The organism is Hydromonas duriensis (assembly GCF_004363775.1).
GTDB lineage: Bacteria > Pseudomonadota > Gammaproteobacteria > Burkholderiales > Burkholderiaceae > Hydromonas > Hydromonas duriensis.
The window spans coordinates 50,277-75,645 of the sequence record NZ_SNZE01000006.1 but is presented as its reverse complement, the minus strand read 5'-3'; the positions used below and the strand labels follow the sequence as shown (position 1 = coordinate 75,645).

Here is a 25,369-nt window from a genome sequence, read left to right as displayed (position 1 = left end):
GCTTTAAAATCAACAACTTCGCAGGTCGGTGGTTGGTCTGCACAACAAATCACAACAAGGATGTCATCATGGCGCAAGACCATCGTATTTTAGAGCCGCGTATCAAAGGGTTGAGCGAACCTGCCGTCGCACGTACCATCATGCACCGTCGAACATTCAACTTTGAAGTGTTTGAACGTGAAGACGGGTTGTGGGATGTCGATGCGCAAATGCAAGACCACAAAATGCAAGAGATTACCCTAGGTGGTGAGCTGCGCCCCGTAGGCACGCCATTACATGATATGGTGATACGCGTGACTTTAGACCAAACTGTAACCATTGTTGCGGTGGAAAGTAAAACCTTGGCTGCCCCTTATTTGGTGCAGTGCAAAACCATCAATCCTGACTATCAAAAAATGATTGGTTTGAATGTACTGCAAGGTTTTCGTCGAGCCATGAAAGCGCTGTTTGCCGACACAGCGGGCTGCACACATTTAACAGAATTGGCCAATACCATGCCGACCGTTGTTGTGCAAGGGATTGGTTATGAATTGGCGCGGCGCGCACGAATGCAGGACAAAGATGACGCAACATCTAACAAAAAACCATTTCCATTGGATAAATGTCACGCCTTAAGCTCGGACGGCGAGGTCGCTCGATTGTATTACCCCAAATGGTACAAAAGTAAAGGATAGTCGTTTATTCATCGGATAAATCGACTGTTTTATCCAGATTTAACCGTCTTTCTCATGTCAATAAGTGTTGAAAATTGTTGCAGCGCGTAAAAATACTTAAAACAGTTATGCCTTTACTCCCAGTTGTTGTAAAATGTGTAGGTTTAATGCAAATAAGTCGTCGGGCGCATAAACGGTTGCGTGCGACACCTGTTTTAACTTCTCTCAAAGGTGATGTTCCATGAAAATTCATGAGTACCAAGGTAAGGAAATCCTAAAAAAATACGGCGTTCCTGTGCCCCGCGCGATTCCCGCGTTTTCAGTTGATGAAGCCATCGAAGCGGCTAAAGCTTTAGGCGGCTCGGTTTGGGTGGTTAAAGCACAAATCCACGCAGGTGGTCGCGGTAAAGGCGGCGGCGTTAAAGTGGCGAAGTCGATGGACGAATTGAAAGACTACGCAACGCAAATTTTGGGCATGCAATTGGTCACGCACCAAACGGGTCCTGAAGGTCAAAAAGTACGTCGCTTGCTCATCGAAGAAGGCGCGGACATCAAAAAAGAATATTATCTCGGCATGGTCGTTGACCGTGGCACTCAAAAAGTGTGCGTAATGGCCTCTTCAGAAGGCGGCATGGACATTGAAGAAGTGGCCGAGCACACACCTGAACTCATCCATAAAGTTTATGTCAATCCAACCACGGGTTTAACAGACACTGAAGCCGATGACTTGGCACGCAAAATGGGCATGCCCGAAGCATCAGTTGGCGGCGCGCGCGTGGCTTTGCAAGGTTTGTACAAAGCATTTGTTGAAACCGATGCCGATTTGGCAGAAATCAACCCGCTGATTACCACAGGTGACGGCCGTGTGGTCGCACTTGATGCGAAAATGAATTTCGATTCAAATTCTTTGTACCGTCACCCTGAAATCGTTGAAATGCGCGATTTGGACGAAGAAGACCCCGCTGAAATTGAAGCTTCTAAGTTTGACCTCGCTTACATTTCATTGGATGGCAACATTGGTTGCTTGGTCAATGGTGCAGGTTTGGCGATGGCCACTATGGATACCATCAAATTGTACGGTGGCGAACCCGCGAACTTCCTCGACGTAGGCGGTGGCGCGACGACGGAGAAGGTCACAGAAGCGTTCAAAATCATGTTGAAAAACCCCAACTTAAAAGCCATTTTGGTGAATATTTTTGGTGGCATCATGAAATGTGACGTGATTGCAGAAGGTGTGATTGCCGCAGCTAAACAAGTGAAATTGCAGGTGCCTTTGGTTGTGCGCATGAAAGGTACGAACGAAGACTTGGGTAAGAAAATGCTGGCGGATTCAGGTTTGCCCATCATCTCTGCCGACACAATGGCGCAAGCAGCCGAGCGCGTGGTGGCTGCTGCTGAGGGCAAAGACCCTTCGGGAAAAGGCTCTAGCCTAGCCGATCAAGCCGCTGGCTTTGGTTCGGTGGCCGTTGGCGTGGGTACTGTTGCCGTGGGTGCAGTCAGCGCATTATCAAATGGTACAAGTGCGGTTGCACATGCGGCTTTAGAAGGCGTGGATAAAGCCGCTGATGGTTTAGAGACCGTTGCACACGGCGCCTTTGATGCCGTAGTGAGTGGTGCAGAAGCCATTGTAGACAAATCATCAAGCATGCTGGGCTTAACAGCAGGTGTGGCAGGTGATTTAGTGGATACCGTAGGCGAAGTGGTTGGCGGTGTGGCTGAAACTGCCGCTGAAACAGCGGGCGCGGTCGCCAGTGGCGCGGCACACGTTGCAACAGAAGCTTACGATAAAGTGGTGGATGGTGCCGAAGTCGTTTTAAGTGGCGTTGGTGAAGCCGTGGGTACGGTCGGTCAAGTGGTTGGCAGCGTAGCAGAAACCGCTGCTGCAACGGTTGGTGCGGTCGGCGCGGGTGCGGCTGCAATGGTTGGCCTGTCAGGCAAGGACGACAAAAATCAATCTTCAGGCGGTTTAGCTGGCTTGCTCAAACGTTTTTGGTGGGTACCGTTATTGTTAATTGTTGCATTGTTTGTTTTGAAACAATGTGCCGCCAAATAATTTTGACTTGTAAAAGGATAAACCATGAGCATTTTAATCAATAAAGACACCAAGGTCATTACTCAAGGCATTACGGGTAAAACGGGTCAATTCCACACGCGCATGTGTCGTGAATATGCAAACGGCAAAAATTGCTTCGTTGCAGGCGTCAACCCTAAAAAAGCAGGCGAGGATTTTGAAGGTGTGCCTATTTATGGCACGGTCAAAGAAGCCGCCGCACAAACAGGTGCAACTGTTTCTGTCATTTATGTTCCGCCAGCAGGTGCTGCTGCGGCCATTTGGGAAGCCGTTGAAGCGGATTTGGATTTGGCCATTTGCATCACAGAAGGCATTCCTGTTCGCGACATGATGGAAGTTCGCGACCGCATGCGCCGTGAAAATCGCAAAACATTGTTACTCGGCCCCAACTGCCCTGGTGTGATTACGCCTGACGAATTGAAAATCGGCATTATGCCAGGACACATTCATCGCAAAGGCCGTATCGGCGTATTAAGCCGTTCAGGCACGTTGACATACGAGGCCGTTGCACAATTGACCGAACTCGGTTTGGGTCAATCGACCGCAGTTGGTATTGGCGGTGACCCTGTGAATGGACTGAAACATATCGACGTGATGCGCATGTTCAATGACGATCCCGATACCGATGCGGTCATTATGATTGGCGAAATTGGTGGTGGCGATGAAGAAGAAGCCGCTTACTGGATTCGCGACAACATGAAAAAACCTGTGGTCGGGTTTATTGCAGGTGTAACCGCGCCTCCAGGTAAACGCATGGGACATGCAGGTGCGATTATTTCTGGTGGTAAAGGTACTGCGCAAGAGAAATTGGAAATCATGGCGGCTTGTGGTATCACCGTCACGAAAAATCCATCTGAAATGGGTCGCTTGCTCAAAGCCGCTCTATAATCAAATCGCTTCTGATTGGCAAAAGCGAAAGGGCGACCTTTCGCTTTTGTTTTTTGGTGTACACATACTTAAAATGAATAGAATTTAAGGCATAATGCGAATGCTTTATGTGCGCAATCATTTATGTTGGGACAATTAAAATGAAAATTAAAAATGCAATTAAGGTCATGCTCACCGAGTTCTGGGGGGCATGGCTGATTAGTTTTGTGGCCTTGGCTTTTGCTTATAAAATAGGTGGAGTAGCAGGTTTTACAGCAACCCTAATTCTGTGTTTATTCGAAATATCCATCTCGTTTGACAATGCAGTTGTCAATGCGATGGTGCTCAAAAAACAAAGCGCTGCTTTTCGCACCGCATTTTTAACCATTGGCTTTTTGATTGGCGTTGTGGGCATGCGTCTATTATTGCCCTTGCTTATCGTCTCACTGACCACAGGCTTGGCCTTTGCCGAAGTCTATCAATTGGCGGTTAATCAACCCGATGTATACAGCGAACATTTACATGCGCATCACACTGAAGTGATGTTGTTTGGCGGTGGTTTTTTGATGATGGTTGCCCTCACATGGTTGTTTGACCATGAGCGCGACATTCATTGGCTGGGCGGTTTTGAGCGACGTTTAAGTCAAATGGGTCGCTTGTCAATGATTGCTGCAGGCGTCGCTTTACTATTAACCCTCATTGTGGTGTTCAACTTACCCGTAGAAAAACGTTATGCGGGTCTATTGGCGGGCGTGCTCGGTGTAACCGTTTATATTTTTATTGGCGGGATTGGTGATGTGCTCGGCAGTGAAGACAGTCAAGATGCAGGCGATATGGTGAAAAAAGGTCTGGCTGCATCCATTTCAACATTCATGTTCTTAGAAGTCCGTGATGCGTCATTCAGCTTCGACGGCGTGATTGGCGCATTCGCGATTAGCAAAGACATTTTCATTATCATGCTCGGCTTGGGTGTTGGCGCGCAATGGGTTCGTTCAATGACCATATTTTTCGTTAAACGCGACACCTTGAGTGAGTATGTTTACTTGGAACACGGAGCGCACTGGGCTATTTTGGCATTGGCGTTACTCATGTTTGGCAGCGCCCTGCATGAAATTCCAGAAAGCGTCACTGGCTTAATCGGCTTGGTTTTAATTGGGTGGTCTTTGGTATCATCCGTGCGTGCGCGTAACCATTTAAAAGCCAATCAGGCAATGGCTGACAAGGCTCAATAAGAGTGACAGACGCTTAAAAAAACTTAGAAAAACATTTTATAAAGTCTTGCCAAATCAAATGAAGTTGGTTATAATTTCGTTCTTGTCGGAGTGTAGCGCAGCCCGGTAGCGCACCTGGTTTGGGACCAGGGGGTCCAAGGTTCGAATCCTTGTACTCCGACCATAAGTTTTTGCCTTACAGTAATCTGCCCGTAGCTCAGTTGGATAGAGCAACAGCCTTCTAAGCTGTGGGTCACAGGTTCGATTCCTGTCGGGCAGGCCAGTGATGGCAACCTTCTACGGTGGTTGTAGCTCAGTTGGTAGAGTCCAGGATTGTGATTCCTGTTGTCGTGGGTTCGAGCCCCATCAGCCACCCCAATAAATAAGCGACTTACAGAAATGTAAGTCGTTTTTTTATGCGCTTGTGATTTTGTGTCCTATTTGTACCTTTAAAATTAAAAAGGACGGCTTCAAAATGCCGTCCTTTTTTGATACAGTCGCGTTTTAGTAAACTACCTAACTAATTTTCTCATCATATTGTTTAATTGAACTTAGCAACATATCTTTATGTGAATAAATTGCATCTAATGTGTCCAGTTCAAATCGCTCCTCTTTGTCGGGTGTAAATACCGTTATACTTCGTTTTGTTTTACCAAAGTGAAGCCTACAAATTGTTTTCCTATTGTTATCATCAAGGATAATGGCACAGTAGCTTTTTGAATCACGTAGATAAACTCGACTAGCTTGAGTGGCTTCTGAGGCTATTGATTTTATTATTCGATATGCTTCTAATTCATCTTCTGTGGTCACAATTTCGTTGTTGTTTTCCTCTAAATCTAAGTTCGCACTTTGCTTTTCCAAATCTATGCCGCTGCTTCTGTCTGAATCGAGCTGATAAGCGGTTTCAAGGCGACTATTAATACTTTCTTTGATGTGGTTTTTTAGGGTTAGCTTAACTAATCTTGAAAACTGGTCTCTCACCTTTTCAGTGAAAGTCCCTGAGTACACTCGTTTTGTTAATAAACGAACCAACTCTTCAGATGGCTGCTCGAACTCTTTGCTTATTTCTGCTTTCAAAGCTCTTAAATATTTTAGGTTGCTAGCATTGCTAATAATTTCATCCAAGTTAAAAGCTGATTTGCTGAACTTCTTCAGCTCGTCCACTTGCGACTCATTAAAGTTTGTTAGGTCAAATTCAAAAAAAGGAGCTTCGTCCATAACATGCTCTTTTTCCAAGTCGCTATAAAACAAATACTTTATTCCATCGGTTAAAATTGCAAACTTCGTTTCAGGTAAAACTGAGAAGTATCGGTAAAGCTGTCCCGCATGTTTTTCTTGTAAAATTGCGCCTACTTGTTTGCACTCAATCAAAATTATTATTTTTTCATCCAGTGCAATTGCATAATCGACCTTTTCCCCATTTTTATTGGCTGTATCAGCAGTAAACTCAGGAATTACTTCCGTTGGGTTGAATATCTCATAGCCCAATGATTGCAAAAATGGCAAAACAAAAGCGGTTTTTGAAGCCTCTTCAGTCTGGATGAATGCTTTTTGTTTTTCAACACGGCTTGATATTTCTTTCAGCTTATCAATCAAATCCATTTAATCCCCGCTAAATAATTTAAAATTTAAATAATACATTATTAGAATTAGGGTTGCATCGTTTTTAACTTTTGATAAATGCCGATGTTTTTGTGATTATTTGTTTTTTAATTTAAATGCTAATTGGTGACGTTAGTAAAAAACCCAGTAAACATCGAATGTTTCTGGGTTTTTCGTTAAGCATCAAACAAGCTGAATCGATTGATAAACAGCTCAATTTTCTGGAGTGATTAGCAGTTTCTGGGGTTGACGCGAGTTGCACACATTGCGATTGGTAAAAAGCAATCGAGACAGCTCTTCCAGCGCTTGTTGATATACGTCGCGCTTAAAGTCAATGACATCCTCCAGAGGTATCCAATAATCATTCCAGCGCCAAGCATCAAATTCTGGATGAGTGCTGGCACGTAAATTAACATGATGATCGCGGCCAACCAAGCGCAATAAGAACCAAATCTGTTTTTGACCCTTGTAGTGGTTGCGAAAATCACGTTTGACCCATCGGGTTGGCACATCGTAGCGCAACCAGTTGCGGGTGCGTCCGATGATTTTAACGTGCTCGGGTAGTAAGCCTGTTTCCTCGTATAGTTCACGCAGCATGGCTTGTTCGGGGTTTTCTCCGTGGGCAATGCCTCCTTGTGGAAATTGCCACGAGTGCTCACGGATGCGCTTACCCCAAAAAACCTGATTGCGTGAATTGACCAAAATGATGCCGACATTGGGGCGATAACCTTCTTTGTCGAGCATTTTTTCCTCGGTAAATGATTTACAATGGCGTAATTATAGCGCAGCGCTAAAAGCGTGACCGAGCTTTTTATAACGGTCGTCTTTTTTAATTTTTTTAACCTTTTACAAGTGAAGTTTCATGAAAGCCAGTCAGTTTTTTATAAGCACCCTTAAAGAAGCCCCTGCTGAGGCGGAGATTATCAGTCATCAACTTATGATGCGAGCGGGTTTGATTAAGCGCATCGGTAGCGGTATTTACACGTATATGCCGATGGGTTTGCGCAGCGTGCGCAAGGTTGAGCAGATTGTGCGTGAAGAAATGAATAAGGCGGGGGCGATTGAGTTGTTGATGCCTGCGGTGCAGCCTGCGGAATTGTGGCAAGAGTCGGGGCGTTGGGAACAATATGGCCCTGAATTGTTGCGCTTTAAAGACCGTCACGCGCGTGATTTTGTGGTCGGGCCAACGCATGAGGAAGTGATTACGGACTTGGTGCGCCGCGATTTTAAAAGTTATAAGCAGCTTCCCGTGAATTTTTACCAAGTGCAGGCGAAGTTTCGTGATGAAATTCGCCCGCGTTTTGGTGTGATGCGAGGCCGTGAGTTTATTATGAAAGATGCCTATTCATTTGATAAAGATGAAGCGGGCATGAAAGTGTCGTACGACAAAATGTTCAATGCGTACATGACGATTTTCAACCGACTGGGTTTGAATTTTCGAGCGGTGGCTGCTGACAATGGTTCAATTGGTGGCACGGGTTCGCATGAGTTTCATGTGATTGCAGAGACGGGTGAAGATGACATTGTGTACAACCTCAATTCTGATTACGCTGCAAATATTGAAGCGGCCGAGGCGGTTGCACTTGTTTCTGAACGCGCCGAACCCCAGCAGACTTTGGAAAAGCAGCACACACCGAATATGGGTAAGTGTGAATTGGTGGCGGAGTTTTTGAATATTCCACTGGTCAAGCATTTGAAATCGGTGGTTTTGGCGGCTGAGCAAGTCAATGAGAATGGCGAAGCGGTCACGCAAATTGTATTGGTGCTGCTGCGTGCGGATCATCAACTGAACGAAGTGAAGTTGTCTAAATTGCCAGGCTTGAGCACAACGCGCATGGCGACAGAAGATGACATTATGCAGGCGTTTAATACAAAGCCTGGTTTTATTGGCCCTGTTCATCCCGCACAAAAAGTGCTGGTGGTGGCAGATAAAACCGTGGCCAATATGAGCGACTTTGTGTGCGGCGCGAATGAAGTGGATTACCACTTCACGGGCGTGAACTGGGGGCGCGACTTACCTGAGCCTGACCTCGTTGCGGACGTGCGCAATGTGGTTGCAGGCGACCCCGCACCCGATGGCAATGGTACGGTGGATATTTGTCGTGGCATTGAAGTTGGGCATGTGTTTCAGTTGGGTACGAAATACTCAGAAGCCATGAAAGCGACTTTCTTGGATGAGAATGGTAAGCCACAGCCTTTCGTGATGGGCTGCTATGGCATCGGCGTGACTCGGATTTTAGGGGCGGCGATTGAGCAAAATTTTGATGCAAAAGGGATTTTGTGGCCAGCAGCCATCGCGCCTTTTGAAGTGGTGATTTGCCCTGTGGGTGCGGATAAAAATGAACAAGTGCGTTACGAAACGAATAATTTGTATAACGACTTGTTGAAAGAAGGGGTCGATGTGATATTGGATGACCGTGGTGAACGCCCTGGCTCGATGTTTGCGGACTGGGAATTAATTGGTGTGCCCCATCGAGTCACGATCGGTGACCGTGGTTTGAAAGAAGATGGCATGGTCGAGTACCGTGGGCGTCGAGATGAAGCCGCGACCAAGCTGTTACCAGAGGATGTCGCCGCGCATGTGTTGGCACAATTAAAAGCATCGTAATATGCGCGCTCGGGTACGGGTGTTATTGCTCGTATGCGGTTTGTGCTTGGCGATGAATCAACCCGCATACGCGGGTTCGCAAGCCGAAGAGAAATTGTCTGATTCTGTACGGGTATTGTTGCGCCAAGCGGTGCAGGCGGGTTTGCCGAATTTACGCCCGTTTGCCTCGCGCGAGGATGAATCGCGGTTTTATCGCTGGCGTGATGTGATGGGCCAGCGTTTACAACGATACATTCCCGCCGCCCTCGAACGCGAGACTTTACTCAATGCAGTTGATTATGAGGCACACCGTGCGGGCTTAGAGCCTGCATTGGTGCTGGGTGTGATGGAAGTTGAAAGTCGTTTTAAACCGACCGCCCACAGCCATGCGGGAGCCATTGGACTGATGCAGGTCATGCCGTTTTGGGCGCACAGCATCGGTGATGGTCATGTAACGCGCTTATATCATGCGCGAGTCAATATTCGTTACGGTAGTGTCATCTTGCGACACTACCTTGACCGAGAAAATGGCGATGTGGTGCGTGCTTTGGCACGATACAACGGCAGCCTTGGGCAAACAACTTACGCCTACAGCGTGTTGCGTGCCTCACACAAGTATAAATAACACCATAACATTAATAAACGCCATGCTTGATTGCCAAACTAAGCGTAAGCAAGGCGCAACAAGGGCATTATCGAGCCACCTAGCTGTGGCGATATGCGCTGTGGTTGTATGGGTTTATTGATTGTATGGTTTGAACTCTATTTTTTGAAAGGATGTCGTAAATGGATTACAACTTTGTTTCAGCGGCTGTGCTGTTGTTTTTGGTGATTGACCCGCTGGGCAATATCCCCTTATTTAGTGGCGTTTTGAAAGACATTCCAATTCCGCGTCGAAAGGTAATCATCGTCCGCGAGTCCATCATTTCGTTTTTTATTTTGTTGGTCTTTATGTTGGCTGGTAAGAGCTTTTTGCGAGGCATGCACCTGACCCAATGGTCGATGCAAATTGGCGGTGCAATTGTTTTGTTTTTGATTGCGGTGCGCATGATTTTTCCGACAGAAGACGGCATCATGGGCATCACGCCACAAGACCACGAGCCGTTCATCGTGCCATTGTCGATTCCAGGCATGGCAGGGCCATCCTCAATGGCGACGGTGATGCTGCTGTCGTCCGAAGCACCTGAGCGTATGATTGAATGGGTGGGGGCGCTCGCGGTGGTGATGTTTGGCACGGGTGTGCTGCTGTATTACGCGGATTGGATTCAACGTAAATTAGGACACAGTTTTACTGTGGCCATGGAGCGTTTGATGGGGATGATTTTGGTGGCCGTCGCGGTACAGATGTTGTTGACAGGGATTTTTGATTATTATCAGACCTTGCCGATTGCGCGATAAAAAAGAGTCGTACACATAAAGCCGCTCCATAAGAGAGCGGCTTTATTCATGGCTGAATGCATTTTGTGACTTGAGTGAGCCATTGTCCATACAGCTTCTGTTCAATCAGTTCTGGTTCTGTGCTGATTGTGCGCCAATTGGAATTAAAAGCCTCCAATTGTGACATCATGCTGTCCAAATGCCCTTCCTCCTCCTTGATGATTGAGTGCACATGGACGCGACTGCCCGCTGCCGTCAAGGCATTTTGGTAGGTGTGATACAACATCATGGCGCGTACTTCAATCAGATACGTGACGAGCAAGTAACAACCCTGTTTAAGCTCGCGTCCCACCAATCCGCTCTTGCTTAAATGACGGGCGCATGCCACATCGAGCTTATGTAAATACTGAAAGCTGGCGCGAGGGGCCATGAGATGAGCAGGACTGTAATCGGGGCAATCGACATTGAGCTTTAAAATTTGTCGCTTAAGAAAATACGCGTGCCGAGCTTCCTCTGCGGCGTGTTGCAGGGTCGCTAAATCGACTTGGAGCGGATGCACATAGGCGGCAATTTTTCGTGCCCCAACCGATTCCATCATAGACAGGCTATTGAGCCAATGCGCGTGAGTGGTGTCGTCTCGGATGATGCTTGGCAACATCGCGGCGAGTTGTGGACAATGGGTGTCAAAAGTCGAATTCATGGTTATACAATCGCTAAATCAGCTGTGCTGTCGTGGTGTAAAAAGTCAAGGATGCACTCATAAACGTGCTTCAATTGATTCTCGGTGATGCAGTACGGAGGTATCAGATACAGCACACTCCCAATCGGGCGCAATAAAATACCGCGCGATAAAAAATAGTGATAAATGCGGTCGCGCTCGCTGGATAAATATGTGTTGCCTGCGACTGTGCGAATGGTGAGTGCCAAAATCGTGCCGCATTGACGGACATTCTCTACACGAGGATGCGAATCAATCCGTTGAGCGAAATGGGCGTGGGCGCGGGCAAGACTCGCACGTTGCTGCTCACATTCAGGCGTGAGCAGCAAGTCAAGGCTGGTCAAAGCGGCCGCGCATGCAATCGGGTTGGCGGTGTAGGAGTGCCCGTGATAAAAGGCGTGGGTTAAATCGTCACTGTAAAATGCATCAAAGACCGATTGTGTACACGTCGTGATAGCGAGCGGCAAAGTGCCGCCCGTTAAGCCTTTGGACAGGCAAATGAAATCAGGGCTTTCGCTCAGTTGGTCGCAGGCAAATAACGTGCCCGTGCGTCCAAACCCCGTCATGACCTCATCTGCAATCACATACGCGCCATGCGCATGCGCCGCCTTAAATAAAGCATTCAAAGCCTGCGCATCGTGCATCTGCATCCCCGCCGCGCCCTGAACCAAAGGTTCGACAATGAGCGCGGCCACTTCTTGTTGAGCCAAAATTTGGGTCAATGCGTCCAAGCTCTTTTGCGCGTTGTCACGCGTCGGTACAGGAATAAAGACGACTTCAAATAACTTGTCATTAAATGGTTTGGTGAACAGCCCGCGCGCGCTGGTCGCCATCGCGCCAAAGGTATCGCCGTGATAACTGCCCTCTAGGGCGACAATGGTGCGGCGTGTTTGTTGTTGATTGTGAAACGCTTGCAATGCCATTTTGATGGCAATTTCTGTTGCGCAAGAGCCATTGTCTGAATAAAACACTTTGCACATATTGCGTGGCAGAACCTCAAGCAATCGCTCCGCCAGTTCAACGGCGGGCTCGTGTGTCAAACCTGCAAACATGCAGTGCGCCAACGTGCTGGCTTGCTTATAAATGGATTCGGCAATGGCGGGGTGCGCATGTCCATGCAAGTTCACCCACCATGACGACACCGCGTCGATGTACGATTGACCTTGTTCATCAAATAACAACGCCCCTTCGCCACGGACGATGGCCAGCGCATTCGGGCGTAATTTCATCGGGGTGTACGGATGCCAAATGTGTGCTGTATCACGTTGGCTGATGTTGGGTGTTGGCGTCATGGGCGCATCCAAGGAGAAAAAGCTGCGGGTAATTGCAGGCGCAATTGCTGTGCCGCTTGGGCAATGAAGTGAGGCGTGAGTTGTTCAAAATGGGGGATGTGCGCCAGAATGGGTAACTCCGTATAGTCGCAGATAAATTGTTCGCTATCGGGCTGACGCTCGCCATTGATGATGAGACCGAGGGGCGTAATGCCTCGACTACGCAGAGCGGTGACCGCGCTCAAGGTATGGCTGATGCTGCCTAAGTAATGCTGCACCACCAACATACAAGCCCAGCTGTTATGCGCAACGACGTCCGCCACGGTCTCAGTGCTGGTCATGGGTGACATGACCCCGCCCGCCGTTTCAATCAATAAACAGTCGCTTGAGGGGGGCTGTACATCCGCGATGTGAATGTTGATGTTGTCCAAACGCGCCGCCACATGAGGTGAGGCCGCTGTTGTTAATCGGAATGCTTCTGGGTAAATCCGACTGCGCGGATTGGACACACATTCGCGCAGCACATCGCTGTCGGTGTGCGACAAGCCACCCGCTTGCACGGGCTTCCAATAATCGCAACCTAGGGCTTGTGTCAACACCGCCCCGGTGATGGTTTTGCCAATGTCAGTGTGGATGCCAACGAGGGCGAGTGGTGTATGTGATGTCATTGAACGGCACGCCATAAGGTTTGAACCAATATATCCAATTCATTGGTTGTATTGAACGCATGTAAACAAATGCGCAAACGCTCGCTACCTGCAGGCACTGTGGGCGAAAAAATCGGCCGTACATCCAGTTGTTGCGCGCGCAAGGTGTCGACCATGTCAAGGGTGCGCGCCACATCGCCGATGATTAAGCCTTGAATCGGTGAGCTTGAATCCAACCAACGGACACCATGTTCAGACCAATTCATCGCTTCAATACGCGCTCGGAATGATGCAATCAACGCGTGCAGTTCTGCATTTGAAAAATTAGGATGAGCCAGCGCATCATACGCCCGAGCAATCGCCGCGTAACTGGTAGGCGGTAAGGCGGTGCTGTATATCAGAGGCCGTGCAAAGTTAATCAGTGTGTCAATGAGCAACTGTGAGCCAACGACGGCTGCACCGTGACAGCCCAAACCTTTGCCAAAAGTGTGAATGCGCACATCCACGGCACGTTCCAGCCCAAGTCGTTGCACCAAGCCCTCACCGCTATTCTGATTCACGCCAAAAATGCCCGTTGCGTGCGCCTCATCCACCACTAAGCACGCATTAAATTGCTTCGTCAGCGCAGCAATCGTCAGCAATGGTGCGGCATCGCCATCCATTGAATAAATACTTTCGACCACCACGCACAACGGTTTGTCTTGATGTTGCCTCAACAGTTGAGCCAAATGCGACACGTCATTATGACGAAATTTATATCGATGACGACTCATCGACAGCCGCATGCCGTCGATGAGGCTGGCGTGCGCCAATTCATCATAGATAAAAACCGTATGGCGATTTGAAATAGCGGCGAGCGTACCGATGTTGGCATCAAAACCAGAATTGAAGAGCAACGCCGCAGGCGTTTGGTGAAATTGCGCAATCCGCGTTTCGAGGTCGCTAATCGCTTGCCTTTGTCCCGAAAGCAAGCGAGAACCTGTTGCCCCTTGCTGGTTCAGCTCAAGGTTTTTAAGGTTCGGCGCAGTGCGGGATATTGCTAAAAGACTGTCTTCGCGCCTCGCCCAACCCAAATAATCGTTTGAGCAAAAATCAATCGCCAAAGGCGCACGCAAGCGACGACGCTGTTGCGTCGCATCGCGTTGCTCAAGGCGTTTGGCCCACTGTGTGTGCAGTGTGTGAAAATGTGAAGTTGAACTCATGCACGCATTGTAACAAGGCACGTGCGAAGGTTAAAGCGAGTTTGTTTTTAAAGATAAACGAAGTTGTAGTGATATGATTGTATTTTAACGTATTTTATTTGCTGTTCAACGCCCGCCCGACACGTCTAAAAAACTACCCGTCATGTAAGACGAGGCATTTGATAGCAGCCACACCACCGATTCAGCCACCTCTTCAGGCTCGCCAATGCGTTGCATGGGGATGCTGGCTTGCCCTATTTGTAACATGGCATCGCCGCCATTTTTGTCATGAATGCTTGTGCGAATGATGCCGGGGCGCACGCCATTGACACGGATGCCCTCTTCAGCCACTTCTTTTGCCAGACCAACGGTGAGCGCGTCTAATGCGGCTTTAGAGGCGGCATAATCGACATATCGGTGCCCCGAGCCGAGTATCGCTGCACGAGAACTGATGTTGACAATGACGCCGCCAGCGTGACCATAGCGCGTGCTCATGGCTTTGACCGCCTGACCTGCGCACAAAAAAGCCGCAGTGACATTGGTTGAAAACACCTCATTCAAGCGTTGTGCATTCATGTCGTCAACGCGCCCAAAAACAGGAGTGATGCCAACGTTATTCACCAAGCCATTGAGTTGTCCAAAATGCGACAGCACGTCTCTGAATAATTGGTCAATTGCATATTCATCACGCAAATCCGCAGAAAAAGGATGAGCCTGACCGCCATTCATCATGATTCTTGAACACACTTCAGCCGCTGAAAAAGCATCTTGGTGATAATGCACGGCAACCGACCAGCCATCTTGAGCCGCACGGCGTGCTGTCGCCGCGCCGATGCCTTTTGATGCACCTGTAATGAGGAGGACTTTAGTGTTCGTATTCATGGCTTAAACCTTTTAAATCTTAAACCAAATGGGAAATGGCGGCAAATGCCTTACGAGCCGCGGCGATAGTTGATGCGATGTCTTCATCCGTGTGCGCAGCAGACATGAAGCCCGCCTCGAATGCGCTCGGTGCTAAATAAACGCCTTCATCCAACATCGCGTGGAAAAAGGCGGGGAACAAGTCTACGCGTGAAGCCATGACTTCAGCATAGCTTTGTGGTGCTTGGTTGCTGAAAAACAAGCCAAACATACCGCCTTCCATTTCAGTTGAAAACGGAACGCCCGCATCATGCGCTGCCGCGCTAAAGCCAGCGAGTAGGGCGGTGGTTTTTTGACGCAAGTTGTCAAAAAAGCCATCTTGACGCACGATATTCAGAGTGGCTAAACCTGCGGCGACAGCGACAGGGTTGCCCGATAAGGTGCCCGCTTGATAAACGCCACCCAGAGGAGCCATGTGCGCCATGATGTCAGCGCGGCCACCGAATGCCGCAACGGGCATGCCACCGCCGATGACTTTGCCCAATGTGGTTAAATCAGCTTGTACGCCATATACGCCTTGAGCGCATTGTTCCCCAACGCGAAAGCCCGTCATGACTTCATCAATGATGAGCACAGTGCCATATTCGGTGCATAACTCACGCAAAGTGCGCATGAACTCAGGTCGCGCCCGCACAAAATTCATATTCCCCGCAATCGGTTCGAGAATCACCGCCGCGAGTGTATCGCCTTTGTCTTTAAACAAAGTTTTGAGCGCATCCACATCGTTATAAGGCAATACCAACGTGTCTTTGGAAACGGCGACAGGCACGCCCGCCGAACTTGGATTGCCCAATGTCAACAAGCCCGAACCCGCCTTAACCAATAAACTATCGGAGTGCCCATGATAGCAGCCCTCAAACTTCACCAACACATCACGTCCCGTAAAGCCGCGCGCCAAACGAATCGCGCTCATGGTTGCTTCCGTCCCGCTCGAGACTAAGCGCACCTGTTCAAGGCTGGGCAACATGTCGCATAACAATTCAGCCATCTCGACTTCAGCGCGAGTGGGCGTGCCGAAGCCCAAGCCTTTTGCCGCTGCTTCTTGCACGGCTTTAACCACGTTAGGATGCGCATGCCCAACAATAATTGGCCCCCATGAGCCAATGTAATCAATGTAACGCACATCGTTTTCATCCCAAAAATAAGCGTCTTGTGCGCGTTTGATGAAGCGGGGCGTGCCGCCGACAGAGCGAAACGCGCGAACAGGCGAATTGACACCACCTGGTGACGTTTTACTGGCGCGGTCAAAAAGGATTTGGTTTTGGTTCATAATCTCAATCGTTCTATGTGGAAAGTGTTATCGATGCGGCAAGGTTAGCGTTCAATTTTAACTTCTTGCAAAATAGTCGTGGCGATTTCTTCAATCGACTTATGGGTCGAAGATGAAGACGGAATGCCATTGCGCTTCATCATCTTTTCAATTTCATTGACCTCATAACGACAATTTTCAATCGATGCGTACTTACTGCCAGGGCGACGCTCGTTGCGAATTTCAGACAAGCGTTGCGGCTCAATCGACAAGCCAAATAACTTATGGCGATACGGTAATAAATTACTTGGTAGGCTGCCGCGCTCAAAATCCTCTGGAATCAACGGACAGTTCGCCGCCTTAATGCCATATTGCATCGCTAAATATAAGCTGGTTGGTGTTTTACCGCTGCGAGACACGCCCACCAAAATGACATCCGCCTCATCAAGGCTTTTATACGTCTGACCGTCGTCATGCGCCAGCGAAAAATTAATCGCTTCAATGCGGTCGCGGTACGCATTTGAATCGGCGTTGTGGTGTAAACGGTTGATGCTGTGGTTCGATTTTAAGCCCAACTCCTGCTCCAAAGGCGCAACAAAAGTGGTGAACAAATCAATGAAATAAGCCTGCTCGCACGAGTGCACCACACGGTTAATGTCCTCATTGACCAAAGTTGTGAACACCATTGGACGCGCAACGGAATGAGCCGCGATGTCCTTGATTTTTTGCACGGCTTGATGCGCCTTTTCGACCGAGTCGATGAACGGAATGCGATGGTCTTTAATGGTGATTTCAAACTGCGCCAATAATGAATGGGCGAAGTTCTCGGCGGTGATGCCCGTGCCATCCGAGACAATGATGACGTTGCGAAGTGTTGTGCTCATGGTTGTTTTGAATGAAAAGTAAAAGTCGACAGAAAAATACAAAGAATCGCCATCATTGTACGCGCAAAAATCGTTATAAAACAGGTGCATGAAGCGATTTAACGCGGTAAAATGTTCAGCAATTTGCTCGCCTGTGCTCGCTTTCGACTGAAATGTTAGGCAAACAATCAACATCCTCGGCGTCACCGCCATGTCACGCGTAATGTCGCCCTTCGATTGTTTGCCTAACCTTTTAACTTTTGGAGCTTATGATGAACCACAATGTATTGCCGTTTGAGCAATTACGCAAAGAAGACGTCGATTCGGTCGGCGGTAAGAATTCTTCTTTAGGCGAAATGATTTCTCAGCTCGCGACTGCGGGCGTGCGCGTGCCAACTGGTTTTGCGACCACGGCACAAGCCTTTCGAGACTTCTTGACACACAACAACTTGACGCAAAAAATTGCAGAGCGTTTAGAAGGCTTGGACATTGAGGACGTGCGTGCGTTGGCCGCCGCAGGTGCAGACATCCGTCAATGGGTTGTAGAAGCACCGTTGCAACCCGCGTTAGAACAAGACATTCGCACCTCATTCGCCGAATTAACAAAAAATGATGCCGCCGATGCCTCATTCGCCGTGCGCTCATCAGCCACCGCCGAAGACTTGCCCGACGCCTCATTCGCAGGTCAGCAAGAAAGCTACCTCAACGTCGCGGGCATCGATGACGTACTGGACAAAATCAAACACGTCTTCGCCTCACTGTACAACGACCGCGCCATAGCCTACCGCGTACACAAAGGCTTTACTCACGCCGAAGTTGCTTTGTCAGCGGGCGTACAGCGCATGGTGCGCTCCGATGTTGGTTCATCAGGTGTGATGTTCACCATCGACACCGAATCGGGTTTTGACCAAGTGGTCTTCATCACCTCAAGCTATGGCTTGGGCGAAACCGTCGTTCAAGGCGCGGTCAACCCCGACGAATTTTATGTATTTAAGCCCACCTTAGCGCAAGGCAAAGAAGCCATCATACGCCGTTCGATTGGCTCTAAGCTCATTAAAATGGAATTCACACAGGCGGGCGAAGAAGGTCGTGTCAAAACCGTGGACGTGCCTTTAGAACAGCGCAATCGTTACTCCATTACAGACGAAGATGTGAACGAGTTGGCGAAATACGCTGTCATCATTGAAAAGCACTACGGCCGCCCAATGGACATCGAATGGGGCAAAGACGGTCGTGACGGCAAAATTTACATCTTGCAAGCACGCCCCGAAACAGTTAAAAGTCAACAAGGCAATAAAGCCGAAATGAGCTACGCGCTCAAAGGCAGCGCATCCGTACTCACAACAGGGCGCGCCATTGGTCAAAAAATTGGCACAGGTGCAGTGCGCGTTATCATGGATCCATCTGAAATGGAGCGCGTCCAACCTGGAGACATCCTCGTCGCCGACATGACCGACCCCAACTGGGAACCCGTCATGAAACGCGCCGCCGCGATTGTCACCAATCGGGGTGGACGCACCTGCCACGCCGCGATTATCGCTCGAGAGTTGGGTGTGCCTGCGGTGGTGGGTTGTACAGACGCCACTGACGTACTCAAAGACGGCATGCTCGTTACCGTATCTTGCGCCGAAGGTGACGAAGGCAAAATTTATGACGGCATTTTAGACATGGAAGTGTCTGAAGTTGAACGTGGTGAGTTGCCTGAAATCAAAACCAAAATCATGATGAATGTCGGCAACCCGCAACTCGCATTCAACTTCTGCCAAATTCCAAACAAAGGCGTAGGCTTGGCGCGTTTAGAATTTGTCATCAACAACAATATCGGCGTACATCCAAAAGCGATTTTGGAATACCCCAATATTGATTCTGACTTGAAAAAGGCGGTTGAATCGGTGGCTCGTGGGCACGCCAACCCACGCGCATTCTACGTTGATAAAGTCACTGAAGGTGTCGCCACCATTGGTGCGGCATTCTATCCAAAACCTGTCATCGTCCGTCTGTCCGACTTCAAATCCAATGAATACAAAAAACTCATTGGCGGCTCACGTTACGAGCCCGATGAAGAAAATCCAATGCTCGGCTTCCGTGGGGCTTCGCGTTATATTTCAGAAGATTTTGCCGAAGCATTCGCGATGGAGTGCGAAGCGATGAAACGCGTCCGCGACGACATGGGCTTGACCAATGTTGAAATCATGGTGCCGTTCGTCCGCACCTTAGAACAAGGTCGTCGCGTTATTGAGTTACTGGCTGAAAAAGGTCTTAAACAAGGTGAAAACGGCCTGCGCATCATCATGATGTGTGAAGTGCCATCCAATGCGATTTTGGCAGAAGAGTTTTTGCAGATTTTTGACGGCTTCTCAATTGGCTCGAATGACTTAACGCAACTGACCCTAGGTTTGGATCGTGATTCAGGGATGGAGCTGCTCGCTAAAGACTTCGATGAGCGCGACCCCGCTGTTAAGTTCATGCTCTCACGCGCCATCAGCACCGCCCGCCGCATGGGTAAATATGTCGGCATCTGCGGTCAAGGCCCTTCTGACCACTTGGACTTTGCCAAATGGTTGGTCGAAGAAGGCATCGAGTCGATTTCTCTAAATCCCGACACCGTTATGCGCACGTGGAAAGACCTCGCTGTCTAAACCACTGTACAAGCGGTTGCCTCATAAAAAAGCCAGTCATTTGACTGGCTTTTTTTAATATTCAAAAGGCTGAACCGTTTTATTCCGTTTGGTCTTCATCCTCAAAGATGCTGCGACCTTGCTTTTCTAGTTTGTCAAATTGCCCTTGATGCACCGCCCACCATAAACCCCAGATGATGACGAACACCAAAACAACAGACAATGGGATGAGTAAATATAAGGTTTCCATTAATTTCCTAATTGATGAACGGGGCGCAATACCCTTAAAGCATTGGAGACGACAACTAAGGAGCTGGCGGCCATGCCGATACTGGCAATAAGTGGCGTGACGTTGCCAGTGGCCGCAAGCGGAATGGCGATTAAATTATACATCATCGCCCATGCGAGATTCTGCCGCATCAACCGTTTGGTTCGCCGCGCGATGATGTGTGCGGCGTATACGTCATTTAACTCACCTGATTGAATAACGAGGTCGGCTTGCATCTGCGTTAAGCTGCTGCCGTGTCCCATGGCGATGGCGACGTTGGCTTGTTGCAGTACGGGCGCATCGTTGATGCCGTCACCTGTCATGGCGATAATCTTGCCTTGTGCTTGCCATGATTGGATGCGTGCCAATTTGTCGGCGGGGGTGGCGTTGGCATGCACATCTTGGATGTTTAAGCTCGCGGCGAATGGCATGACGACGTCTGCTTTGTCGCCGCTGACCAGTGCGACTTGGCAGCCTGATGCCTGTAAATGCTGGATTAAGTTCGTGGCATTGGCGCGGGTTTTGTCGCTGAGAATGAACCACGCGAGACATTCACCATCGGAGCAGAGCAGGGCGACACTTTTGCCCTCGATGTGTTTGGGTAATTCGTGCGTTGCGAGGTCGCGCTCGGCGGCGAAGCGAGGTTTGCCGATGCGATAGTTATAGCCTGAAATTGTTCCAGTGACGCCTTGACCGACCATGAGGCTCATGGCCTCAACATCGTTCATGCGTTCGGGCAGCTTGAGTTCTTGTAACGATTTGCGCAGGGCGAGGGCGATGGGGTGACGTGAGGCGGTTTCGAGAGTGGCGGCGATTTGTAGCGCGTCATTCGTTGAGAAATCAATCGCTCGGGCGGCATCGGTCAGTTCGATGTGTTCTAGCGTTTGTACGTCTTCGGTGAGGGTTCCTGTTTTGTCAAACGCATACATATCCACATTGGCTAGGTTTTCCAAGGCTTGGGGTTGTATCACAAGCACATGATGTTTCGCTAGCGCGCTGGTTGCGGCGGTTAATACCGTGGGTACGGCGAGGGCAAGGGCACATGGGCAAGTGATGATGAGAATGGCAACGACGACAGGCACAATGCGGCTGCTGTCGTGCATCAGCCAGTATGCGGCAGAGAGGGCACATACGGTTAAAAGCCCATACAAAAAATAACGTGCCATGCGCTCGGCCAGTCGAGCGAGCGCGGGTTTGTGCATGGCGGATTGTTGGGCAAGGCGTTCAATGGTGTCGAGTTCGCTTGCGCCGCGGGCGGCGGTGATGCGGGCATAAATGCCTTGTTCGATGTTGGTCGAGCCTGCGAGTAGTGCATCGCCGACGACTTTGTTAATTGGCTGTGATTCGCCAGTGAGCAGGGCTTGAGAGCAGCTGGTGCGCCCTTCAATCAATATGGCATCGGCGGGAATGATTTCACCGCTGGCGATAAAAACCACGTCATCCATTGCCAACTCATCGGCGGGCGTGAGTTGAATGTTTTTATCGGCGGGGTAGTTACGGACTTTTTCTGCGTATAAACGTTTGTGTTGCAACACGTCATTCAGGTAAGTCGCGGCTTTGTTTAAGGCGCGAAATTGAATGTATCGTGCGCTCAGCAAAAATCCGACAAACATGGTGATGGAGTCGTAATACACATGGCCGACATTGGTTATCGTGGCGTAGACGCTGGCGATGAAGGCGACCATGAGCGCGAATGCAACGGGCGTGTCCATGCCCAGTTGTCGCATGCGAATCTCTGCCCACGCGCCTTTGAAAATCGGTGTGGCGCAAAAAAACATGACGGGCAGGGTCAATGCAAAATTTGCCCATTTCATGAGATGAGCCATGTCCGCACCCATGTCCGCTTCATTGCTGGCGTAAAAAGGGTACATAAACATCATGCTTTGCATCATGAGCAATATCGCCACGAGTAGGCGAAACAGCTCACTGCGTTGTTGTTTTTTCTCTGCCTCGCTGATGGTGTTGGCTTGCTCTTCAAAAGCGTGGTAACCGAGTTTTTCGATGCGTTTGATGACATCGTTTGTTGTGATTTTTGTGGGGTCTAGTTGTAAAAATGCGCGTCGTAACGTGTAGTTGGCTTGGGCGTTGTATACACCATCGACATGCTGTAAGTCGCGTTCGATTAAGTCCGTACAAGCGACACACGCCACACCGCCAAGGCGAAGGCGAATGTCAGACAGGCGGTGCGGTGCAGAAGGTTGGGTCATAATATTCAATGGTCAGGATGAGCCAGTAAAAAATTAGAAAGTTGTACGAATTGCTCAAGCGACAGTTCTTCTGCCCGCGCGGTGGGCTTAATGTCACACGCGGCCATTTGGTCGAGCGACACCATGTCGCCTAGGGTGTTGCGCAACATTTTTCGGCGTTGGCTAAAGGCTTGAGCCACTAATTTCGACAAGTGGTTTTCATCAGTCGCGTGGCGCGCGCTCACGGGCTTGGGGTACATGCGCACAATCGCTGAAGTGACTTTGGGTGCAGGGGTGAACGCGTGCGGTGGCACGTCAAACAGGTGCTCCATCTCGTAGCGATATTGCAACATGACCGATAAGCGACCATATGCTTTATCACTCGGCGAGGCAACCATGCGCTCAATCACTTCTTTTTGCAGCATAAACACTTGCATGTCAATGTGGGGTGCAAATTCGACGAGGTGAAACAACAGTGGACTGGAAATATTATAGGGCAGGTTGCCCACGACTTTACGTTGCGCTGTCTCTGCGGCGGGAATGCTTAAAAAATCAAAATTCAACGCATCAGTGCTGTGAATCGTGAGTTGCGAGGGTTTAAAACGCTGTTGCAAACGAGTCACCAAATCACGATCAAGCTCAACAGCATGCATGTGGGGCATGTACTCCAACAACGGTGCGGTCAAAGCCGCCAAACCTGGCCCAATTTCCGTCAGGCAGTCACTTGCTTGAGGGTCTATCGCCCGCACGATGTCAGCAATGACACCATCATCATGTAAAAAATTTTGTCCAAAGCGTTTGCGGGCAATGTGGGTAGACATTAGATGTTTCCTTGTGTGTTTGAGCGGGCGCAGACCATGGTGTGTGCGCATTGAATGGCGGCGAGCATGCTGCCCGAGTGAGCGAGATTTTTGCCCGCCAAATCTAAGGCCGTGCCGTGGTCAACCGAGGTGCGAATGAGCGGTAAACCCAGAGTGATGTTGATGCCTTGTCCAAAGCTGGCGTATTTGAGCACAGGCAGCCCTTGGTCGTGATACATCGCTAACACGGCATCCGCGTCTTGCAGGTAACGGGGTTGAAAGAGTGTGTCGGCAGGGTAAGGGCCTCGCACATCGTGGCCTTGCGCTTGAAACTGTTGAATCACGGGCGTGATGACCTCGATTTCTTCGCGTCCCATGTGACCATTTTCGCCCGCGTGTGGGTTAAGTCCCGTGACCAATACCCGTGGCGATGCAAGATTGAATTTACTTGTTAAATCATTTAACAATATGGAAAGCGTTTTGGCTAAAGATGGCTGTGTAATGGCCGCAGGTACTTGACTCAAAGGCAAGTGGGTGGTCGCTAACGCCACACGTAAATCCCCTCCCGCGAGCATCATGACCACTTGTTCAGTTTCGGTCATCTCTGCTAAATATTCGGTGTGCCCTGTAAAGGCAATGCCCGCCTCATTGATGATGCCTTTATGCACTGGGGCGGTGACCATGCCTGAAAAAAATTGTTTCGTAATGCCCATCACCGCCGTGTCGAGCAATTTCAATACGTAAGGTGCGTTGGCCACATTAAGCTGCCCTAAAGTCACAGGCGCGTGTAATGGGATGTGGACGACATCCAGCGTATTGGGAGTGGCCGCGTTGAGCGGGTCGTAACGGCGCAGTTGTAGACTTAACGATAGGTCATGCGCTGTCTGTGTTAAGAAATCTAGGTCGCCAACCAAGACCACGGGCGTTTGGCTGTGGTTGTTTTGGGATGGGCGATTGAGCCATTCGGAGGCGGCGCGTAAACTGATTTCAGCACCTATGCCTGCAGGTTCGCCAGTTGTAATTGCCAATGGGAGTGATGGGGTCGCGTTCATTGGCGTATTTTACCACTTGCCTTGTGTGAAGGCGTGTTTAAAAGGCAATCAAAACAGGCGAAAGGACAGGTGAAAAAAGAGACATAAAAAAGCTGCATTGCCAAGACAATGCAGCTTTTTGTGTGGAGCCTGTTCGTTGATGTGTTTATTTAATTTGCACCAAGTCTTTGCTTGACTCCATTAAATTTCTCATCCAAGCGTCATACGCGGCTGGCAGCTTTTGCTCCATCAACGCAGCGCGAGCCATTTTTTCTTGGTCTTGCAGGCTGAAAGTCAATTCAGTTGGTTGACCTACTTTGAAAATGTGGAAGCCATTTTTTGTAGGGACAATGTCCGTGGTGGTGCCGCTGTTGACATTTTCAACCGCTTTTCTGACCGCAGGGTCAACGCCATTGTCAAAAGTGATAACGGGCACTTTGCCGCCATTTACAGAAGTGTTTGGGTCTTCAGAGACTTCACGAGCAACGGTTTCAAAAGCGTCGCCTTTATCAAGTCTTGCTTTTGCGCCTTGAATTTTTTTCTTGGCGGCGGCGGTGTTGCCCGCGACAAAAATATGGCTGGCTTCAACGCCCTTGGTGCTTGGGATGGGGTTGTCCTTGCCCAATTTTTGTTTGCTTAAAAGTGCGTCCACTTCTGCTGAAGTCACCGTGACTTTGTCCTCGACTTCGCGTTTGATTAAGGCGCTTTTAATCATGTCTGTGCGCAAGTCACGGTTCAATGCCGCCCAGCCTTTTTCGCCACCTTGCTTGATGACGTTTTGTTTGAACTGTTCGAGCGTAGCACCTTGTGATTGTGCAATGTTGTTCAGTGCTTGGTTCACATCAGCGTCAGAAATATTGATGCCTAAATTTTTCGCTTTATTAACCATCAAACGGTTCTGGATGACTTCGTTAAACGAGTCTTGTTTGATTTCTTCTTCTTGGGCTTTAGTTAAATTTAATTTCTTTTTGCTGGCTTGTGCTTGCTGGGTAAGAATACCAATGTTGGTGGTGATTTGCTCTTGTACTTCTTGTGCTGTGATGGGTTCACCTGCCACTGTGGCGACCACGCTGTCCAAATTCACATGTTGTGCCATGGCGATGGTCGGTGCGACCAAGGCGGCGATTAGCAAATTTTTCAAAAGCTTACTCATTTAACTTCCTTTTAAAATGTATGGTTTGACCTACGTTCGCCATTATAAAACAACTCAATGGCTAAAACATCTCAATGATGCGTTTGGTTGACGCA

General features: G+C 49.1%; 21 protein-coding genes, 3 tRNA genes and 1 pseudogene. 11 read left to right on the top strand and 14 right to left on the bottom strand.

Features of this window, described 5'->3' with window-relative positions:
• Positions 1 to 68: 68 nt before the first annotated feature.
• The 7 genes and pseudogenes from DFR44_RS04220 (at position 69) to DFR44_RS04190 (ending at position 5,180) form a co-directional block, all read left to right on the top strand.
• The gene (locus DFR44_RS04220) at positions 69 to 674 is read left to right on the top strand and encodes a DUF2889 domain-containing protein (RefSeq protein ID WP_133619458.1); all 606 of its coding nucleotides are present in this window, start codon (positions 69 to 71) and stop codon (positions 672 to 674) included.
• Positions 675 to 894: 220 nt separating this feature from the next.
• A pseudogene (gene sucC, locus DFR44_RS04215) lies at positions 895 to 2,058 on the top strand (ADP-forming succinate--CoA ligase subunit beta); the annotation flags it as partial.
• Between the two features lie 672 nt (positions 2,059 to 2,730).
• Positions 2,731 to 3,612 (top strand): succinate--CoA ligase subunit alpha, encoded by an 882-nt coding sequence (sucD, locus tag DFR44_RS04210; protein ID WP_133619457.1) that lies wholly within the window; start codon positions 2,731 to 2,733, stop codon positions 3,610 to 3,612.
• Between the two features lie 140 nt (positions 3,613 to 3,752).
• Complete coding sequence (locus DFR44_RS04205; RefSeq protein WP_162845152.1) at positions 3,753 to 4,823, top strand: DUF475 domain-containing protein; 1,071 nt, start codon at positions 3,753 to 3,755, stop codon at positions 4,821 to 4,823.
• An 86-nt stretch (positions 4,824 to 4,909) separates the two neighbouring features.
• Positions 4,910 to 4,986, top strand: a tRNA-Pro gene (locus tag DFR44_RS04200).
• Between the two features lie 22 nt (positions 4,987 to 5,008).
• Positions 5,009 to 5,085, top strand: a tRNA-Arg gene (locus DFR44_RS04195).
• A gap of 19 nt (positions 5,086 to 5,104) precedes the next feature.
• Positions 5,105 to 5,180: transfer RNA gene (locus DFR44_RS04190), tRNA-His, on the top strand.
• A gap of 138 nt (positions 5,181 to 5,318) precedes the next feature.
• On the opposite strand, the gene DFR44_RS04185 is transcribed toward DFR44_RS04190, so the two are convergent.
• Positions 5,319 to 6,404: a type I restriction endonuclease gene (locus DFR44_RS04185; protein ID WP_133619455.1), complete on the bottom strand. Its 1,086-nt coding sequence runs from the start codon at positions 6,402 to 6,404 to the stop codon at positions 5,319 to 5,321.
• Between the two features lie 213 nt (positions 6,405 to 6,617).
• Positions 6,618 to 7,148: an RNA pyrophosphohydrolase gene (locus DFR44_RS04180; protein ID WP_133619454.1), complete on the bottom strand. Its 531-nt coding sequence runs from the start codon at positions 7,146 to 7,148 to the stop codon at positions 6,618 to 6,620.
• A 118-nt stretch (positions 7,149 to 7,266) separates the two neighbouring features.
• On the opposite strand from DFR44_RS04180, the gene DFR44_RS04175 reads away from it, so the two are divergent.
• The 3 genes from DFR44_RS04175 to DFR44_RS04165 all read left to right on the top strand — a co-directional run bounded on the left by DFR44_RS04175 (position 7,267) and on the right by DFR44_RS04165 (position 10,389).
• A complete protein-coding gene (locus DFR44_RS04175; protein WP_133619453.1) occupies positions 7,267 to 9,012 on the top strand; it encodes a proline--tRNA ligase in 1,746 nt (581 codons plus the stop codon).
• A gap of 1 nt (position 9,013) precedes the next feature.
• Positions 9,014 to 9,616: a lytic transglycosylase domain-containing protein gene (locus tag DFR44_RS04170; RefSeq protein ID WP_133619452.1), complete on the top strand. Its 603-nt coding sequence runs from the start codon at positions 9,014 to 9,016 to the stop codon at positions 9,614 to 9,616.
• A gap of 161 nt (positions 9,617 to 9,777) precedes the next feature.
• Entirely contained in the window at positions 9,778 to 10,389 is a 612-nt protein-coding gene (locus DFR44_RS04165) for a MarC family protein (protein WP_133619451.1), read from the top strand.
• 46 nt (positions 10,390 to 10,435) lie between these two features.
• On the opposite strand, the gene DFR44_RS04160 is transcribed toward DFR44_RS04165, so the two are convergent.
• From DFR44_RS04160 to ppsR, 7 genes are all read right to left on the bottom strand, one after another.
• Positions 10,436 to 11,068 (bottom strand): hypothetical protein, encoded by a 633-nt coding sequence (locus DFR44_RS04160; RefSeq protein ID WP_211336893.1) that lies wholly within the window; start codon positions 11,066 to 11,068, stop codon positions 10,436 to 10,438.
• 2 nt (positions 11,069 to 11,070) lie between these two features.
• On the bottom strand, positions 11,071 to 12,378 hold the full coding sequence (locus DFR44_RS04155; RefSeq protein WP_133619450.1) for an adenosylmethionine--8-amino-7-oxononanoate transaminase: 1,308 nt from the start codon (positions 12,376 to 12,378) through the stop codon (positions 11,071 to 11,073).
• On the bottom strand, positions 12,375 to 13,025 hold the full coding sequence (bioD, locus tag DFR44_RS04150) for a dethiobiotin synthase (RefSeq protein ID WP_162845151.1): 651 nt from the start codon (positions 13,023 to 13,025) through the stop codon (positions 12,375 to 12,377). Before bioD ends, DFR44_RS04155 begins: the two co-directional genes overlap by 4 nt.
• Positions 13,022 to 14,206, bottom strand: a complete 1,185-nt coding sequence (locus tag DFR44_RS04145) for an aminotransferase class I/II-fold pyridoxal phosphate-dependent enzyme (protein WP_133619448.1) — start codon at positions 14,204 to 14,206, stop codon at positions 13,022 to 13,024. The genes bioD and DFR44_RS04145 overlap by 4 nt, the downstream gene beginning before the upstream one ends.
• A gap of 105 nt (positions 14,207 to 14,311) precedes the next feature.
• Positions 14,312 to 15,067, bottom strand: coding sequence for an SDR family oxidoreductase (locus tag DFR44_RS04140; RefSeq protein WP_133619447.1), 756 nt, complete (start codon positions 15,065 to 15,067; stop codon positions 14,312 to 14,314).
• A gap of 19 nt (positions 15,068 to 15,086) precedes the next feature.
• Entirely contained in the window at positions 15,087 to 16,376 is a 1,290-nt protein-coding gene (gene hemL / locus DFR44_RS04135; RefSeq protein WP_133619446.1) for a glutamate-1-semialdehyde 2,1-aminomutase, read from the bottom strand.
• A 44-nt stretch (positions 16,377 to 16,420) separates the two neighbouring features.
• Positions 16,421 to 17,239 (bottom strand): posphoenolpyruvate synthetase regulatory kinase/phosphorylase PpsR, encoded by an 819-nt coding sequence (gene ppsR / locus DFR44_RS04130; RefSeq protein ID WP_133619445.1) that lies wholly within the window; start codon positions 17,237 to 17,239, stop codon positions 16,421 to 16,423.
• Between the two features lie 248 nt (positions 17,240 to 17,487).
• Between ppsR and ppsA the strand changes: the two genes are divergently transcribed.
• Positions 17,488 to 19,857, top strand: a complete 2,370-nt coding sequence (gene ppsA, locus DFR44_RS04125) for a phosphoenolpyruvate synthase (protein WP_133619444.1) — start codon at positions 17,488 to 17,490, stop codon at positions 19,855 to 19,857.
• 79 nt (positions 19,858 to 19,936) lie between these two features.
• Here the strand turns inward: ppsA and ccoS are convergent, their stop codons facing one another.
• From ccoS to DFR44_RS04100, 5 genes are all read right to left on the bottom strand, one after another.
• Positions 19,937 to 20,086 carry a cbb3-type cytochrome oxidase assembly protein CcoS gene (gene ccoS / locus DFR44_RS04120; RefSeq protein WP_133619443.1) on the bottom strand — a complete coding sequence of 50 codons (150 nt, stop codon included), beginning with the start codon at positions 20,084 to 20,086 and terminating at the stop codon, positions 19,937 to 19,939.
• Positions 20,086 to 22,311: a heavy metal translocating P-type ATPase gene (locus tag DFR44_RS04115; protein ID WP_133619442.1), complete on the bottom strand. Its 2,226-nt coding sequence runs from the start codon at positions 22,309 to 22,311 to the stop codon at positions 20,086 to 20,088. Before DFR44_RS04115 ends, ccoS begins: the two co-directional genes overlap by 1 nt.
• Positions 22,312 to 22,316: 5 nt before the next feature.
• Positions 22,317 to 23,111, bottom strand: a complete 795-nt coding sequence (gene rsmA / locus DFR44_RS04110; protein ID WP_133619441.1) for a 16S rRNA (adenine(1518)-N(6)/adenine(1519)-N(6))-dimethyltransferase RsmA — start codon at positions 23,109 to 23,111, stop codon at positions 22,317 to 22,319.
• Complete coding sequence (gene pdxA / locus DFR44_RS04105) at positions 23,111 to 24,142, bottom strand: 4-hydroxythreonine-4-phosphate dehydrogenase PdxA (RefSeq protein ID WP_133619440.1); 1,032 nt, start codon at positions 24,140 to 24,142, stop codon at positions 23,111 to 23,113. The genes rsmA and pdxA overlap by 1 nt, the downstream gene beginning before the upstream one ends.
• Positions 24,143 to 24,287: 145 nt before the next feature.
• A complete protein-coding gene (locus tag DFR44_RS04100; RefSeq protein WP_133619439.1) occupies positions 24,288 to 25,274 on the bottom strand; it encodes a peptidylprolyl isomerase in 987 nt (328 codons plus the stop codon).
• Positions 25,275 to 25,369: the final 95 nt, after the last annotated feature.

Coding starts and splice junctions, on each gene's coding strand:
- DFR44_RS04220 (WP_133619458.1), top strand. CDS start 69: ATGGCGCAAGACCATCGTATTTTAGAGCCGCGTATCAAAGGGTTGAGC.
- sucD (WP_133619457.1), top strand. CDS start 2,731: ATGAGCATTTTAATCAATAAAGACACCAAGGTCATTACTCAAGGCATT.
- DFR44_RS04205 (WP_162845152.1), top strand. CDS start 3,753: ATGAAAATTAAAAATGCAATTAAGGTCATGCTCACCGAGTTCTGGGGG.
- DFR44_RS04185 (WP_133619455.1), bottom strand. CDS start 6,404: ATGGATTTGATTGATAAGCTGAAAGAAATATCAAGCCGTGTTGAAAAA.
- DFR44_RS04180 (WP_133619454.1), bottom strand. CDS start 7,148: ATGCTCGACAAAGAAGGTTATCGCCCCAATGTCGGCATCATTTTGGTC.
- DFR44_RS04175 (WP_133619453.1), top strand. CDS start 7,267: ATGAAAGCCAGTCAGTTTTTTATAAGCACCCTTAAAGAAGCCCCTGCT.
- DFR44_RS04170 (WP_133619452.1), top strand. CDS start 9,014: ATGCGCGCTCGGGTACGGGTGTTATTGCTCGTATGCGGTTTGTGCTTG.
- DFR44_RS04165 (WP_133619451.1), top strand. CDS start 9,778: ATGGATTACAACTTTGTTTCAGCGGCTGTGCTGTTGTTTTTGGTGATT.
- DFR44_RS04160 (WP_211336893.1), bottom strand. CDS start 11,068: ATGAATTCGACTTTTGACACCCATTGTCCACAACTCGCCGCGATGTTG.
- DFR44_RS04155 (WP_133619450.1), bottom strand. CDS start 12,378: ATGACGCCAACACCCAACATCAGCCAACGTGATACAGCACACATTTGG.
- bioD (WP_162845151.1), bottom strand. CDS start 13,025: ATGACATCACATACACCACTCGCCCTCGTTGGCATCCACACTGACATT.
- DFR44_RS04145 (WP_133619448.1), bottom strand. CDS start 14,206: ATGAGTTCAACTTCACATTTTCACACACTGCACACACAGTGGGCCAAA.
- DFR44_RS04140 (WP_133619447.1), bottom strand. CDS start 15,067: ATGAATACGAACACTAAAGTCCTCCTCATTACAGGTGCATCAAAAGGC.
- hemL (WP_133619446.1), bottom strand. CDS start 16,376: ATGAACCAAAACCAAATCCTTTTTGACCGCGCCAGTAAAACGTCACCA.
- ppsR (WP_133619445.1), bottom strand. CDS start 17,239: ATGAGCACAACACTTCGCAACGTCATCATTGTCTCGGATGGCACGGGC.
- ppsA (WP_133619444.1), top strand. CDS start 17,488: ATGATGAACCACAATGTATTGCCGTTTGAGCAATTACGCAAAGAAGAC.
- ccoS (WP_133619443.1), bottom strand. CDS start 20,086: ATGGAAACCTTATATTTACTCATCCCATTGTCTGTTGTTTTGGTGTTC.
- DFR44_RS04115 (WP_133619442.1), bottom strand. CDS start 22,311: ATGACCCAACCTTCTGCACCGCACCGCCTGTCTGACATTCGCCTTCGC.
- rsmA (WP_133619441.1), bottom strand. CDS start 23,111: ATGTCTACCCACATTGCCCGCAAACGCTTTGGACAAAATTTTTTACAT.
- pdxA (WP_133619440.1), bottom strand. CDS start 24,142: ATGAACGCGACCCCATCACTCCCATTGGCAATTACAACTGGCGAACCT.
- DFR44_RS04100 (WP_133619439.1), bottom strand. CDS start 25,274: ATGAGTAAGCTTTTGAAAAATTTGCTAATCGCCGCCTTGGTCGCACCG.